The following is a 15,691-nucleotide window of genomic DNA, read 5'->3' as shown; positions in this document are numbered from 1 at the left end:
TACATCAATTCGTCAATTCCCAGTTGATGTATTCATTAACCGTTGCTTCCTGCTCAGGAGTCAGCTTTGCCTTTTTCGCCATGTTCGGTAAAATTTTGTCCCAGTCCTCCCGTGAAAAATCCTCTACCGTTTTCAATTTATGACAGCGATTGCAACTCTGTGCGTACAAATTATATCCTTCTTCTACTTTTGCATTCGGGAAGTTCATTACTTTTTCTTCCGTGCTGACAGTTGTTGTTTTAGGACCACATGACACTACCGCCAATGCTCCCATAAAAATAAGTGCTTTGAATTTCATAACTATAATACCAATTTGGAATAAAAGTAAAGAAAAAATTCATTCCCGGGTAACTTTTGCAAGAAATCTCACCGGCTACTTTTTTGTTTATATTTTAACAGTCACTTCCCAAAAAGCAAAAAAAAACCTATTTTTGTTACTATAAACCGGACATCATTATATGTGGATTGAATTGACCTTATTACTTAAACATATGATTAAGCGCAATCCGGAATGATTTGCTCATTTTAACTGCGTTTTAATTAGTTATTCATAAAAAACTTAAGGTTATGCCATTTTATCATAAATTAGGAACGATTCCTTCCAAGCGACACATCCAGTTCAGGCAAGCTGACGGCTCGCTCTATCAAGAGCAGTTATTTGGCACCATCGGTTTTGACGGGATGTCGAGTTTGTTGTATCACATTCATCCTCCGACAGTGGTGAATGAAATTCTGGGAGAAAAAAACATCGCGCCGGAAATTGCCATCGAAAAAAACATGGTGATGCGCAGTCTCCAGGGTTTCAATGTACCTCCGACCGATGATTACCTTGAAAGCCGTGTTCCTGTATTGGTCAACAATGATGTCTACATCGAGTTGGCCTCTCCGAAAAAATCAATGACGGATTATTTCTACAAAAATGCGGACGCAGATGAAGTAATCTTTATTCACAGAGGTTCCGGTGTACTCAAAACGCAATTGGGAAATATTGATTTCTCCTATGGGGATTACCTGGTGGTACCTCGCGGAATGATTTATCAATTGCATTTCGAATCCGAAGACAACCGCTTGTTTATTGTTCAGTCGTTCCATCCGGTATACACACCGAAACGGTACAGAAACTGGTTTGGACAGTTGTTGGAACATGCCCCTTTCTGTGAACGCGATATTCGTCCTCCTCACGTACTGGAGCCAATCGACGAAAAAGGTGATTTCCTGATCCGGATCAAAAAAGAAGATGTGTTGTACAGCTATGTATATGCTTATCACCCGTTTGATGTTGTCGGATGGGACGGATACAATTATCCGTATGCTTTCTCAATTCATGAATTTGAACCGATCACGGGACGGGTACATCAACCACCACCGGTACACCAGACGTTTGAAACAAGCGCGTTTGTTATTTGTTCATTTGTTCCACGGTTGTATGACTATCACCCGTTATCCATTCCGGCACCGTACAATCACAGCAACATTGATTCCGACGAAGTATTGTACTACGTTGATGGTGATTTTATGAGTCGCAATCATGTGGAGAAGGGACAAATTACACTGCACCCGGCAGGAATTCCTCACGGACCGCATCCGGGAGCATACGAACGCAGTATCGGAAAGAAAGACACCCAGGAGTTGGCCGTTATGGTAGACACATTCAAGCCCCTCAAGTTAACAAAACAAGCGTTGGGACTGGAATTGAAGGAATACAAAACATCCTGGAAATTGTAAATAAAAAAGAAGTCAAACAAAACTAAAATATTAAAATCATGTCAGATAATTTAAAAAGTGTAGAATACGGATTGGAGAAAATCTTTGAAGGAGCTCAGGATTTTCTTCCGTTACTGGGAACAGATTATGTAGAGTTTTATGTAGGAAATGCCAAACAAGCTGCGCACTTCTACAAAACAGCATTCGGGTTTCAGTCGCATGCGTATGCCGGATTGGAAACAGGAATGAAAGACCGTGCATCGTATGTATTGAAGCAAGACAAAATCCGTTTGGTCCTGACAACAGCATTGAACAGCCAGTCACCGATTGGTGAGCACGTAAAAAAACACGGAGACGGCGTAAAAATCGTTGCCTTGTGGGTGGAGGATGCGCGTAAAGCATTCGAAGAAACGACCAAACGAGGGGCAAAAGTATACATGGAGCCAACAGTAGAAAAAGATGAGCACGGTGAAGTTGTACGTGCCGGAATCTATACCTATGGAGAAACGGTTCACATGTTTGTTGAACGCAAAAATTACACCGGGGAGTTTTTACCGGGGTATGTGAAATGGGAATCTGATTACAACCCGGTTCCGGTCGGTTTGAAATTTATTGATCACATGGTTGGTAACGTTGGTTGGAATCAAATGAATGTTTGGGTAAAATGGTACGAAGATGTCATGGGATTTGTCAATTTCCTTTCATTTGACGACAAACAGATTACGACTGAATATTCTGCTTTGATGTCAAAAGTGATGTCGAACGGGAACGGGCGCATCAAATTCCCGATCAACGAACCGGCTGAAGGTAAAAAACGTTCACAAATTGAGGAGTACCTGGATTTTTACGAAGATGCGGGAGTGCAACACATTGCCGTTGCTACGGACGATATCATCAAAACCGTTTCAGACATGCGTTCACGCGGTGTTGAATTCTTAAGTACACCTCCGCAGGCGTATTATGATGCCATCCCGGATCGTTTGAAAGCTCACATGTCTAAGTTCAAAGAAGACATCAAGGAACTGCAAAAGCTGGGAATTATGATTGACGCGGATGAAGAAGGATATTTGTTGCAAATCTTCACCAAACCGGTAGAAGACCGTCCTACATTGTTCTTTGAAATTATTCAACGAATGGGAGCCCGTGGTTTTGGAGCAGGAAACTTTAAAGCCTTGTTTGAATCCATCGAAAGAGAACAGGAATTAAGAGGTACATTGTAACCCTCTGATTTATCAATAAAAAAAAATCCCCTGTCTCAACAACTGACAGGGGATTTTTTTTTGTTATCATTTTCAATTATTTCTTAACTGCTTCTTTCGCTACCGCCAGCAATTGTTCCGGAGTGACATATCCCAAGCTTTCCTTGATCAACTCTCCTTTTCCGTTTACGAAGATCAATGTCGGATAAGCACGCACCTTAAACAAGCGCGCCAATTCAGGCCCTTCCGCATCTTTCTCCATTTCAATTTTCAGGTTAATAAAATTACTGTTGAAAAAATCACCGACTTCTTTGTTGGTAAATGTATTTTTCGCCAAGTATTTACACGGTCCGCACCAAACGGTATAACAGTCTACAAAAATCGGTTTCCCTGTAGATGCGGACAATTTCAACGCATCTGCATAGGTCATTGAGCTAAACTTGATTCCTACTTCTTCCTGTTTAACAGACTGCTGCGCTTCCTGTTTTTCTTTCGGAAATGCAAATGCCATTGTAATTGCTGCCCCCAATAAAACCGTTAATCCTATAATCTTTCTCATGTTTCCTGTTTTTACACTGTTGTTATACATTGATAATTCTCCAAATTTGTTACTTTTAAACCAAATATCATTCCAATAATACGAATGAATTTACAATTTCTGACAAATAACGTACAAATAAAAGAGCAGGTTGCTTCATTTATCCGTGAATGGGAAGATGAATCTTCATTTTTTGACAGCAAGACTTCCGGGTCCACCGGAACCCCGAAAACGATCCGCATAGAGAAAAAACATGCGGAGGCATCTGCACAGGCAACCATTAATTTTTTACAACTGCACGCATCGGATAATGCTTTGTTGTGCCTGAACCCGGAAACGATCGGTGGTAAAATGATGATCGTCAGAAGTTGGATCAATTGTATGAACCTGTACGTAGAGGAACCGACGGCGAATCCGTTAAAAAATGCCGTTATTTCATTTGATTTCATCGCTATTGCCCCTATTCAACTGGCCGCTATTTTGCAGGAATCACCTGAAAAACTAAGAAAAATACGCTGTGTCATCGTCGGAGGGGGAGCAATCTCTGAAGCAACCGGGCAACGGCTAAAGCAAGAACGAATTACGGTATTTCAGACATTCGGAATGACCGAAACCATTTCGCACATTGCACTGCGAAAAGTTGGTTATGAAGAGGAAACCGCTTATACAACACTTCGTACGGTCACGATCAAAGATGTCGGTGGAAATTTGTGTATCCACGCCCCACTTATCGGTATCCGGGAATTGATTACAAACGATGCCGTTGAAGTACTCAACGATCATCAATTCAAATGGATCGGCAGAACCGATTTTGTCATTAACAGCGGTGGAATTAAGATTCAGATTGAGGAATTGGAAAAGCAACTCCAGCAATTCATTCCCCAAAAACTGTTTGTACACCCAAAAAAAGATGAAAAACTCGGAGAGAAAATTGTATTGATCGTCGAAGGAACGGAACAGGATTTCCTTGCATCAAAAACATTTTATACGTTCCTGGAAAATCGGTATCACGTTCCGAAAGAGGTTGGTTTTATTCCGAATTTTATTTTGACTCCCAGTCACAAAATCAACCGAATTGCTAACTTTGAACAACTCGATGAGCACTGCTTTAAGCAAATATTATAAGTTATTCGGCCTTCCGGAAACTGCTACTCAGGCAGAGATCAAACGTGCATATCGCCAGCTGGCCATGCAGTATCACCCGGATAAAAATGGTGGTGATGACCGGTTATTTCTTGAGATAAAAGAAGCATATGAATACCTGACAGGGCGAAAAACGGTTGCTTCGCAGCAGCACACGCACACCTACTCCCCTACCAGGAGTACCAGTCAGGCACGTCAGCAATCCAACGAGGAACGGATCAAACAAGCCCAGCAGCGAAAAAAAGATACGGCCTACAAAGAGCACATTGAAAATGAGCGTTATTTTCAAAAGTTAACTTCCGGTTCCCGGTGGCGGATTTTAAAACTGGCGTCCAAAATCGGTGCGGTCATTTTCCTGGTCCTCATAATTGATGTATTTCTTCCCAAACGCTATACCCCCAAACGAATCGTTGCATACGATAAACAAAATATCGGAGGTCTCGATTCGGATTCGGGGGTGAAAAAAGTTTTTTTTGATGCAGGAGAAACCTATTACATCGAAAATTTTTATTCGATTTATTCCACGGATCCGGATGTAATTCTGGTTCAATCCGCAATCTTTCACAATGAAATCGGTTTTATTCCAATGTACGGACACGGTTCAAAAACATACCGGATTCAATATAGCATCGGTGCGCATGCGTACCTTCTTTCTCCGTTGTTCCTATTCCCGTTGTTTATTGTGCTGTTCAAACGTAAAACCTATACATTTACGCTGTTTTACTTCCTGAGTTTGTTCATCTCTACTCCATTGATACTGCTTTTTCTCTTCAGCGGCAACCGGTGGCTGCATTTGATCACGTTGGGTTATTTTTGATCAGCGAAGTAAGTGTGCCTGGTACAACCGGATTTGTTCGTACGAAATGTGTTCTCCGGCCAGTTCCTTTATCTCGGAAAGTTGTAATTCTTTCGTACCGACGATACGCTTCAGGTAAGTATAAGTTTCCTCATCCATTACCTGTAGAATATCCAACTTTTCATTTTTAATCAGTTGCGACAAGTGTCCGTAAATCGTTCCTTTTGATAATTGACGCCTGGATGCGATTTCTTCTACTGTCAACCCCGTTTCAAAATATTCGAGGGTTTGTTCAATGGTCGGTTTTTTCTTTTCTTTCGGACCTGACTTTTTCTTTTTCGTTTCTTTCTGGAAGAACAAACTGTCCTCCTCTTCATTCTGGTTGGTCGCCATGAATAATTCCGCATTACTGACAAGTGTGTGTTTCACTTTCGCAATGCGGGCAATTTTATAATTCAGGATATCTTCTCCAAAACACGTTTTCTTATCGATTATTTTTCCAAGAACAATGTGTTCAACAATTACCGCCGTCTTTTTTATATTCAAAATCGTTTCCAGCAATGCTTCTTCCAGTTCCTGTAGTTCTTCTACAAATACCTTTGATTTTTTCACCCGGTTGAGCTCCATCATTTTTTTCAACAGGGAAGTATACACCGTATCCAGGATCGGAAAAAAATAATCAACAGAGGCCTGTACCCGCTCCAGGATTTTCTGCTGGTTGTAATGAGGTGCATGAAAGAGTGATTCCAATTGCCCCCGGAATTTCCGCGCCGGTTCTAACGTACTCTGAATGGAATAATTCTGTGCTGTGATCCAGGTATAACTTTCTCCTTTCAGTGACTTTTTAGGTTGCAACGCATAGCTATTTTCGTGCGTTGACCATTTGGAAGCCATTTCCAGCCAGTCATAGGTCTTTGTTAATCTTCGGAATAATTCCTGTTTAACGGCATGTGGCAATAATTCGGCCAACCGGTCTTCGTTTTCAGACTGTTCACCGTAGCGAATAATGGATGCATCAGTATTGATTCCATTGATTTTCATCGGCTTTAACATCACCAATCCATCGAGCGAACGCAAGCGCGACAATGCAACGTATGCCTGTCCGGGTGCAAAAACATCCGACACGTCCAGTACCGCTTTATTAAATGTCAACCCCTGACTTTTGTGCACGGTAATTGCCCATGCCAGTTTTAAGGGGAACTGAACAAATGTCCCGATAACCTCTTCTTCTATTTCTCCTGTCGTTTCATTATTCGTATACCGGATATTTTCCCATTCGTAGCGTTGGACTTCGATTCGTTTTTTATCTTCAATGCATTCAACCACCACATCAAACTGGTTGATTTCGGTTACAATCGCCATTTTACCATTGTAGTAGAGTTTTTCAAAAGACAAGTCATTTTTAAGAAACATGACCTGCGCACCCTTTTTCAATTGAAGTTCCGGCTCTACGGGGTATATATGGGGCGGAAAATCTCCTGTAATCTCTGTGGTATATGTATATGCCTTTCCGGGAAGCTGTTCCAGCGCTTTTTGATTGATCACATCTGCTTTGTGGTTGTGTGTGGTCAATGTAATGTACCCTTTTTGTTCGGATGCCTCAAAGGTTGCATCGACTTTTTCATTGATCACAGCCAGCCCTTCGGCATTCAACTGATTGGTCCGCAACTGGTTCAATACCTCAATAAAAACCTGGTCCTGCTGCCGGTATATTTTTTTCAGTTCAACATACACCGGAGGCTGTTCCTGCAAGACGAGGGCATTAAAAAAGTGAATTCCGGCATAGTACTTATTCAACTGTGCCCACTCTTCCGGTTTTATGACCGGTGGAAGCTGGTGTAAATCACCGATAAACAATACCTGCACCCCGCCAAACGGTTCATTTGTCCGCCGGATATTGCGCAACACCCAATCCATCGCATCCAGGACATCCGCACGCAACATACTTACTTCATCGATGATCAGCAGTTCCAACGCACGCATCAGTTGTTGCCGTTTTTTATTGTGTCGGAAATGGCGCAGCAGCGTTGTCTTACTTTCCAGTTTTACCTGATTGGAAATGTACATCTCATTGATAAAATCAGGAATAAATCCTCCGAATGGAAGCTGAAAAAAAGAATGGATGGTAACCCCTCCGGCGTTCAGAGCTGCAATTCCTGTCGGAGCAACAATGACGGCCTGTTTGTGTGTGGAGTCGATGAGTTTTTTTAAAAATGTCGTTTTCCCGGTACCGGCTTTACCAGTCAGAAAAACGGATTGATTCGTGAGATTAATAAATTGTTCGGCAAATTCCTGCGGTTCTGTCATGTTCATCGGTGAGCATTCGTTTTCCATTTAAGTTAATGAAAAATAACCTTTCGGTGCAAGCTCTTTTTTCTTTTTTTCAAAAACTGGTTACTTCTGATCAAATTCGTACGCTCCTCTCGGGTCGGTAATTTTATAGCTTGTGAAATCCTGTTTCGCCCGCAAACTGGTTCCGAATGCTTTTCCCTTCGGAGAAATCAACCGGACATTCTGGTCTGTATAAATCGTACTGTCCGATTGGTTCCAATACAAAATACTGGTATACATCGTCCGTTGATCCGCATGGTTGACCAGTTTAACGGAATCTTTTACAAACATTTTTCCCGTCTCGTGGTCCACTTCTCCGTATTTTGCAGTCAGCGTCGTCGTTATTTTTCCCTGGTCATCATAAAAATCGACTTTCAGGCTGTCTTTCAACTTCGTTGTATGCGGTTTGGAATACGTTTCAGCATGTACCGCAAAAATATTGAGTTTTGCATATCCTGAATCTGCGTAATAGATATTCAAATTCACAGACACTTCGTTGGGAGCCTTTGGGTCGTACGTAATTTTTTTGATCTTGTCCAGATCGTTGGTACAGGAAAACGCAACAAGTACCGTCAGCAGCCCTCCCCACAACCGTATTGATCCGGAGCGCATGCTGATTAATCCAGTTTTCGTTTAACAAACCACCGGTCGTTGATTCCCGGAGCAATCAGAATTCCAAGGTTCACTGCAACAAAGGTCTCATTCATTGCTCCCGGTTGGTTGTTCCCCCTCTTCCCGACTCCAACTCCTAACTGAATGGAAGAGTCCAGGCGTTTATCAACCAGGACAGGAATACCGAACCCGACTGTTGCCGCCCATTCATTCAATTGAGCTCCGTTGTACATGTATGGGAGCGCATTACTGTAAAATCCGACTCTGTAATTGATGCGTTCAAAAAACTTCGGCATCAGGTTTCCAAAATATTGTGTTTCAGGAATGTATTGCACTCCCACCTGGAAACCGGAAGAATTCTTAAGATTATACGAAAACGATGTATCGCTGTAATTTTCACGGTATTTTGACCAGTCTGTTGCCGAATAACTTGCTGCCACCATCAATTGAGCATTGCGTTCGCCACCATCCTTTTTCGTTGTTTTCAGTATTTTTGAATACGACACTCCTACATTATAACTGGACGCAAATAAGATTTTACCTTTCAATTCTCCTGACTCTGTCAGCAACTGGTATGTGTTCGGATTACTTACATCACTTGCCGAGTAGGACAATTGACGGTTGTAGGAAGAGCGAATCTGTTGTTGCGGCTCATAAGTTCCTCCCACTGAAATCATGTGCCCGTTTTTGATGTGATATTGAATCAAGGTTCCCAGATCATAATGAAACGAACGCAGATGCTGGCTTCTGGTCTCTACTCCCCCCGGTTTTGCAATTGCGGTTTCAATGGAGCTTCGTCTTTCATCCTGTACCGTTCCAAACACCCCTCCTACATTTCCTCCCACTGACCACTTAAACGATTTGTAGTTCAAAATATTAACCGAAAATCCAATGAATGCTTTGTTCAGGGTACCATTCCCCATGTAATCATACCTTACAGAATCTTCCATCAACAGGTATTTTTCAGTAATCGAATAAGATTTTTTGTACACCGGCTTCAAACCGAATGCCAGTCCGAATCGTTTTGCGAACGAAAGTCCGAAAGCGATTTCAGAAATATTGGAAGACGAATTGAACTCTTTAATGGAATCAGCCTGGTTGAATGAGAGTCGGGTTGAAAATCCGACGGAAAAAATCGGAAACTGGTGCCGCAAATACGAATACGTTGCAGGATTAGATGTATTCAACACGGAAGGATAAGCGTATGTAACTGACTGATTCCCCATTCCGGAGAAAACAGGATGTACTGAATTGAGACGCTCGCCAACACCTGCAGACGAATAAGGGAAGTTAGTTTGAGCAGCTACTCCGTATGCAACAGAGATCATCACTATCAATAAAAATCTATTGAACATTGAATACATATATTTGATAAAGCCCTTCCAGGGTTAAATTTTTGTTTGCAAAGATGTTATTTTTTGTTTCCAAATCAAAGTATTTCGCATCTCCTCCGGTCACAAAAATAGTTAATGATTCATATTTTTGTTCATAACGCGCAATCAAACCATTTATTTCAGCCTGCATCCCATTGATCACTCCTGAGTGCATTGATTCTTTCGTTGACTTCCCGATTAATTCGACCTGTGTGGTTTCACTGATTAGTGGGAGGTTTGCCGTATAATCATTTAATGACTGATACCGCAGGCGGATTCCCGGACTGATTGATCCTCCCTGGTAGATTCCGTCATGTGTGACGACATCCAGTTTGATACATGTCCCCACGTCTACAACCAATACATTGGTCTTCTTCTCTGCCTGGTTCCACCCCCCTACTGCATTACACAACCGGTCTTTTCCCAGTGTTTCAGGAGTTGCATAGTTCAGGGAAACCGGCAAAATCATCCCGGAATCAAATTGTTTTAACAGGGGGAAACGCTTTTTGAAAGCTTCATTTTGCCCTTCTGAGAGTACGGAAGAGAAAATTCCCTCCTGTTTTTCTATTTCTTTTTTCAGCGGATCATTTTCCAGCACATCTGTCCAGGAAACGCGTTTCACTTCCGTTAACTCATTGTTAATGAAACAACCAATTTTCACATACGAGTTGCCAAGATCAACGGCAAGTATCTGTTTTTTTTCCATTTCTGCTAACAAAGATAGAAATTTCAATTATTTTTTTTGAAAATGCTTGTTGATATGAATCTAATTACTACTTTTGCCGTCCGTTCTTTGAACACCGGGTGGGATGGGTGAGAGGCTGAAACCACCAGTTTGCTAAACTGACGTACGGGTAACTGTACCGCGGGTTCGAATCCCGCTCCCACCGCAATAATAATTGAGGGGAATAAAAACACCGGGATGAGAACCAAAGGGTTCGCGCCGCAACAAAGCGGAGGCTATTGGAGACGACTGTCGACAATAATCCCGCTCCTACCGCAATACGAATTGCAGAAGGAATCCGGTAACTGATTAATTTTCTTTCAATATAAATTACTGATTGTTAACCCAAAGAAAAAAAGTTAACAGAAAAGTAAAATAAAAGTTGCAAAATAGTTTCAATTAACTTAATTTTGCACTCGCTTTTGAGAAAACGTTCTCATTAAAAGTTGAAATAAAAAAGATTCATTGGAAGACAATTCCAAGGTATCGGGGTGTAGCGTAGCTCGGTTATCGCGCCTGGTTTGGGACCAGGAGGTCGCAGGTTCGAATCCTGCCACCCCGACTTAGGGAGATGTTCCGCATCTCCCTTTTTTATTTATACATTTTCAGGTCCCGTAGCTCAGCTGGATAGAGCAACTGCCTTCTAAGCAGTAGGTCTCTGGTTCGAATCCAGACGGGATCACAAAGAAAAGCCAATCCATTAGGGTTGGCTTTTTAATTACCCATCAATCTATTTTTCAATACTTTAAAATGATTTAAAAAGTTAGAACTTTTGATATTTTTGGTTAGAATCCCTCCGGGGTCACAAGTTAAAGCCAATCCATTAGGGTTGGCTTTTTCATTATATTAAAATCTATTTTTCAGCTCTTTACATCAATTTAGAAAGTTAGAACTTTTAGCATTTTTAGTTCGAATCCTTTTGGGTCTCACCACAACAGCTCCTCAGCAATGATTGGCTTTTTGTTTCATTAGAATTTAGTAAGGCTCCGAAGATTTGCGAAATTATAAAGCATCCAATGGACTTTGAACGTTAGAAAGTGTCTTATTGGAAACTTTCGCATAAATTTCAGTCGTCTTGATATGATTGTGTCCTAGTAATTTTTGAATAAAAACCATATCTGTTCCTGCTTCAAGTAAATGTGTGGCATAGGAATGGCGCAAACCGTGAATTCCTGAGCTTTTGTTAATCCCAGCTTTTTTCATTGCATTACGAAAAACAGATTGGGCACTTCTAACAGTGTATTGTTCGGAAAACTGTCCTTCAAACAAATAAATCGATGGTTGATAGGCTTTTAAATAATCCAGGTAAAGTGGTTTGAGACTCTCTGGAAAGTGAACGTATCTATCTTTTTTTCCTTTCGATGAAACAATATGAGCCTGCCTTCTGTCCAGGTCAACATCATTTACCTTCAATGCGATTAATTCACTTACTCTAAGTCCCATTCCATAAGCTGTTTTCAGAATAAGTAAGTGCTTTAAGTTTTTCGTTGCTGTAAAGAGTTTAGCAATTTCTTGTTTGCTCAATACTTTCGGTAGTTGTTTATGAGGTTTGGGGCGAATAACATTATCGAACACGGCTTCTTTGTTAAGCACTAGTCGAAAATATGACTTTACTGCATTCATTCTTGAATGTACTTGTGCTTCGGAGTGTTTTAATTTTTTTATACAGTACAAAAAATAGGAATTGAGGCGTTCAGATGTCATGGCATCTATAGGATGGTTCTTGAGAAGAACGAGAAGCTGAGCAAATTCGCTTAGATAGGTGTTGATTGTGTTGGGTGAGAATGCCTTTTGGGTAAGCGCATTTCGAAATTTAATAAATTCAGTTTTATTGTGTTCATATAATTTAGATAACCAGACGTCGCCAATCTCAGGGAGAGGAAGCTTTAGTCGTAATCGGTAAAGTGTTGAATCTTTTACGTACCAGGAGTTATGCGTTCGGGACCATTTAGCCGAAGGAAATTCGCTCCGAAACTCCTTCAAAAGTTCGGGTTTGTATGGGAAGGTGCATAGGATCACTTTTTGATTTCTATGCACACACTCCTTGAATGAGAGCTGATGGATTAATTCTGGCTTCATTTATCGCGCAATAAAAGTTAAAATTAAACAATTAAAAATACGCAAAATATTTTTAAGCTTATCCTCTGTAATTCAATTTTTTTTGAATCGCCGCTGAAAAACAAAAATCTTGATTATATTCGTCAATAAATAAGTTATGCCTCATTGTAGGACGACCGTGTAACAATCAACATTTGTGCTGACATTGGACGGAAATTCCTAATGCTTCTCAAAATTAGAAGAGTTAAATTTTGTAACTTGCAGACTTAAATTTAAGAGATAAAAATGCTTTTTGAAGAATATCAATATTTTAATTACCAATTTCCTGAACCTCAATATTTAGGTGCAAAGCATACTTTATTGCCTTGGCTTAATCAGTTCATTCCTAAAAATATAAACTCTGCGATTGATGCTTTTTCTGGTTCGCAATCTGTTGGTTATTTATTAAAACAACAAGGATGTAAAGTAATTACTAACGATTTTTTAAATTTTAATAATCAAATTGGAAAAGCTTTAATTGAGAACAAGTCCACCAAATTAGACAAAACAGATTTAGATATTCTTTTTCAGCCTGCAAAAAACAAAAACGAATTTGACTTAATTGAAAATACATTTACAAATGTATTCTTTGAAAAAGAAGAGGCACAGTTTTTAGATAATTTCAGAGCAAATATTCCATTATTAGAAAACGAGTTTAAGCAAGCTCTTGCTTTCACGGTTATCAATAGAAGTATGACCCGAAAAATAACAATGGGACATTTTGGTCATACGCAAGCTTTGGTCTATGCAAGCGACCCAGAAAGGATAAAACGCAACAGAAGTTTAATAAGACCAGTCAAAGAAATTTTTGAAGAGTTACTTCCAAAATACAATGACGCTGTTTTTGACAACCAGCAAGACAACCAAAGTTTCAACCAGAATATTTTAGACTTACTACCTAAAATAGAAAATGTAGATTTGGCATATTTCGACCCTCCATACTGTGATAGTCACGCAGACTATCAAGGTTTTTACCATTTGTTAGAAACTTATACGGAATATTGGAAAGACAAAGATTTTATAAATGGTATTAAACGTTATGAACCACAAAGATTTAGCGGTTTTGACAAAAAAAGAGATGTTATATCTTCTTTTGAAAAGCTATTTGAATTATCAGAAGAAATTCCGAATTGGTTAATTAGCTACAACAATAGAAGTTATCCAGGAATTGAAGAATTTGAAAAATTAATTTCAAAATACCGAAACGTAACAGTAGAAGCAAAAACATATCAAAACGGAAGAGGTGGAAAAGGAAGCGTTGCAGGTAGTCAAGAAATACTATTTGTATGTAAGCCAAAGAAAAAACATTTTGTTTCGAATTATCAAAATGAAACAAAAAAATCAAAAGTTTTATAACAATGATAGAAATATTTAGAACATTAAATAGTGCATACCAGAATAATGATTTTGACACCATTTTAAATCATCAATATGGAAATTATTTTCTAAAACTTCGTTCACTTTCTAGGGCTGAAATTCTGAGAAGGCTAGCCCTGTTAGCCGATGTTGACATAGACAATATTCAAGGACGACAGTTATTTGAACATTTATTTTGTCAAAATATTTTACAAGAAACTATTGATAATTTTATCAGAGAAATTTATCAAGAAGAACGAATTATAAGACGGCAAAACGAAGAACAACTTTATCATCATTTATATAGGTTAAACCATATTGACTCAGGTGGTTTCCATCAAAGCGAAGTCGAAGTTTATATTGTAAAAAATTATATAAAAGACGTTTCTGACTTAGATGTCTTAGAAGCAAAAGTTCAAAATGAATTAAATGGGAAAATCAGAAACTATGTATTGTGGTCATGGTATAATTTCTGGACTTCAATCCTTATCGAGGATATTTTTAAAGACCATCAAAATATTATTCCTGCAGTTGGTTTAGTGAAAAAAGTGGACTTTTTCTGGAACAATTTCCCTTTTGATTTAAAAGTCACATTTTTCCCAGATGGGTTTATGAAACTTAAAAGAAGACATAGGGGACTGCCCGAAAGAGAAATTATTGAATTACGAGCATTTGCAAGAAGAAATAGAATTCCATACGACAGAACTTTAAATGACGAGGAGCAATTTAACGAATTAATCAATCGAATAACTGAAAATCCAAGTGAGGAAGCTCAATCATTCATTCAGGCATTTCACAACACAAGAACAGAAATTATTGATGAAACATTAGCTAATCCTCAAGAACTTACTATTTGGTTTTATGAAAATCAGGCACCCAGAAGATTTGATGCTGCAAATAGATTTTTCCTTGTTTTAATTGATAGAAATCATCTTGAAGAAAGTTGGAAATTAAAAAGAAACGGAGAAGTTTTAAGAACAAGGATTAATGACTTTTTAAATGAAAACCAAAATGTAGACTTTAATCAATATAGAACTAATTTTAATTGGCAAGGAACAAATTATGAATGTTACGCTACTTGCTTATTTATAGTGAGAGAATAATTGTCCAACACATTTACGCCTCAAACAACGAAGGCATAACAAGGGTTTTGCAATAGTGGGGCGAAACTGCAAAGTTCAACGGTAGTTATTCGGTTCAACTTTTGTGCAAAATTGAAGATTTTCGCTTCGATTGCCCCACCATCGCAAAGCCCCGATCCGTTATACTTCTAGTTTTATTGAAACTTCATATTTTTCAATCATTTCTAATTGTAAAACCCACTCCAAATCCTCCATCAAAAAGTTCGAAATTTCTCCTGTTGGGGTCACTCTGATAAAAAGCATTCGCGAAGCGAGTGCTTTTTTCGTTTAAAGCGAACTGAACTTGTTCAAGTGAACGGTAAACGAGAAAAGCACGTCAAGGCGCGGAGCGACTGATGCTTTTAATCCACTGCACGTCAATCCGAAGGGATCAGGAACTAATCTATCCGGGGTCACAAAGTTAAGTCAATTCAATCAGGGCCGGCTTTTTGATTTATACATCACTCATTTTCAACACCTAAAAAAGTTAGGAGAAGTTAGAACTTTTGGCATGTTTGGTTCGAATCCTTTTGGGGCTCACCACAACAGCTCATCAGAAATGATTGGCTTTTTGTTTCATTATAATTTAGTAAGGCTCCGAAGATTTGCGAAATTATAAAGTGTATCGACCCCTTATTAATTGGACGGATTTCCGCTGTTAGTTTAGGTTGATTTTATAGTTTTACGGCTTTCGCCG

The 15,691-nt window shown here is 39.5% G+C and carries 13 protein-coding genes and 3 tRNA genes; 9 read left to right on the top strand and 7 right to left on the bottom strand.

All coding sequences use genetic code 11. From position 1 onward, the window contains the following. Window positions 1–4: 4 nt before the first annotated feature. A complete protein-coding gene (locus H9Y05_RS10885) occupies window positions 5–298 on the bottom strand; it encodes a c-type cytochrome (RefSeq protein ID WP_163491077.1) in 294 nt (97 codons plus the stop codon). Between the two features lie 269 nt (window positions 299–567). Between H9Y05_RS10885 and H9Y05_RS10880 the strand changes: the two genes are divergently transcribed. Next, complete coding sequence (locus H9Y05_RS10880; RefSeq protein ID WP_163491076.1) at window positions 568–1,725, top strand: homogentisate 1,2-dioxygenase; 1,158 nt, start codon at window positions 568–570, stop codon at window positions 1,723–1,725. Window positions 1,726–1,763: 38 nt separating this feature from the next. Continuing rightward, on the top strand, window positions 1,764–2,924 hold the full coding sequence (gene hppD / locus H9Y05_RS10875) for a 4-hydroxyphenylpyruvate dioxygenase (protein WP_163491075.1): 1,161 nt from the start codon (window positions 1,764–1,766) through the stop codon (window positions 2,922–2,924). Window positions 2,925–3,000: 76 nt separating this feature from the next. Here hppD and H9Y05_RS10870 read toward each other — a convergent pair whose 3' ends face one another. Further along, complete coding sequence (locus H9Y05_RS10870) at window positions 3,001–3,462, bottom strand: thioredoxin family protein (RefSeq protein ID WP_216714304.1); 462 nt, start codon at window positions 3,460–3,462, stop codon at window positions 3,001–3,003. A gap of 84 nt (window positions 3,463–3,546) precedes the next feature. On the opposite strand from H9Y05_RS10870, the gene H9Y05_RS10865 reads away from it, so the two are divergent. Together H9Y05_RS10865 and H9Y05_RS16555 are read left to right on the top strand one after the other, a co-directional pair. Beyond that, on the top strand, window positions 3,547–4,566 hold the full coding sequence (locus H9Y05_RS10865; RefSeq protein WP_216714303.1) for an AMP-binding protein: 1,020 nt from the start codon (window positions 3,547–3,549) through the stop codon (window positions 4,564–4,566). Further along, window positions 4,538–5,401 carry a J domain-containing protein gene (locus tag H9Y05_RS16555; protein WP_216714302.1) on the top strand — a complete coding sequence of 288 codons (864 nt, stop codon included), beginning with the start codon at window positions 4,538–4,540 and terminating at the stop codon, window positions 5,399–5,401. The genes H9Y05_RS10865 and H9Y05_RS16555 overlap by 29 nt, the downstream gene beginning before the upstream one ends. Here H9Y05_RS16555 and H9Y05_RS10855 read toward each other — a convergent pair whose 3' ends face one another. From H9Y05_RS10855 to H9Y05_RS10840, 4 genes are read right to left on the bottom strand one after another with little or no spacing between them, the layout of a single operon-like run. Next, a complete protein-coding gene (locus H9Y05_RS10855) occupies window positions 5,402–7,714 on the bottom strand; it encodes a helix-turn-helix domain-containing protein (protein ID WP_216714301.1) in 2,313 nt (770 codons plus the stop codon). A 60-nt stretch (window positions 7,715–7,774) separates the two neighbouring features. Next, window positions 7,775–8,323: an LPS export ABC transporter periplasmic protein LptC gene (gene lptC / locus H9Y05_RS10850; protein ID WP_163491070.1), complete on the bottom strand. Its 549-nt coding sequence runs from the start codon at window positions 8,321–8,323 to the stop codon at window positions 7,775–7,777. 5 nt (window positions 8,324–8,328) lie between these two features. Continuing rightward, complete coding sequence (locus H9Y05_RS10845; protein WP_216714300.1) at window positions 8,329–9,678, bottom strand: hypothetical protein; 1,350 nt, start codon at window positions 9,676–9,678, stop codon at window positions 8,329–8,331. Then, entirely contained in the window at window positions 9,668–10,402 is a 735-nt protein-coding gene (locus H9Y05_RS10840; protein WP_216714299.1) for a type III pantothenate kinase, read from the bottom strand. Before H9Y05_RS10840 ends, H9Y05_RS10845 begins: the two co-directional genes overlap by 11 nt. A gap of 97 nt (window positions 10,403–10,499) precedes the next feature. On the opposite strand from H9Y05_RS10840, the gene H9Y05_RS10835 reads away from it, so the two are divergent. From H9Y05_RS10835 to H9Y05_RS10825, 3 genes are all read left to right on the top strand, one after another. Next, window positions 10,500–10,586 (top strand) — tRNA-Ser (locus H9Y05_RS10835). A 321-nt stretch (window positions 10,587–10,907) separates the two neighbouring features. Beyond that, a tRNA-Pro gene (locus H9Y05_RS10830) sits at window positions 10,908–10,982 on the top strand. Window positions 10,983–11,028: 46 nt separating this feature from the next. Next, window positions 11,029–11,102 (top strand) — tRNA-Arg (locus H9Y05_RS10825). Between the two features lie 320 nt (window positions 11,103–11,422). Here the strand turns inward: H9Y05_RS10825 and H9Y05_RS10820 are convergent. Next, entirely contained in the window at window positions 11,423–12,499 is a 1,077-nt protein-coding gene (locus H9Y05_RS10820; RefSeq protein ID WP_216714298.1) for a tyrosine-type recombinase/integrase, read from the bottom strand. A 264-nt stretch (window positions 12,500–12,763) separates the two neighbouring features. Between H9Y05_RS10820 and H9Y05_RS10815 the strand changes: the two genes are divergently transcribed. Together H9Y05_RS10815 and H9Y05_RS10810 are read left to right on the top strand one after the other, a co-directional pair. Next, the gene (locus H9Y05_RS10815) at window positions 12,764–13,873 is read left to right on the top strand and encodes a DNA adenine methylase (RefSeq protein WP_216714297.1); all 1,110 of its coding nucleotides are present in this window, start codon (window positions 12,764–12,766) and stop codon (window positions 13,871–13,873) included. Between the two features lie 2 nt (window positions 13,874–13,875). Then, window positions 13,876–14,976 (top strand): hypothetical protein, encoded by a 1,101-nt coding sequence (locus H9Y05_RS10810; RefSeq protein ID WP_216714296.1) that lies wholly within the window; start codon window positions 13,876–13,878, stop codon window positions 14,974–14,976. Window positions 14,977–15,691 lie beyond the last annotated feature (715 nt).

Origin of the sequence: Taishania pollutisoli (assembly GCF_014518315.1) — a bacterium.
GTDB lineage: Bacteria > Bacteroidota > Bacteroidia > Flavobacteriales_D > Crocinitomicaceae > Taishania > Taishania pollutisoli.
The sequence above is the reverse complement of the archived record's forward strand: the minus strand, read 5'-3'. Positions and strand labels throughout refer to the sequence as shown.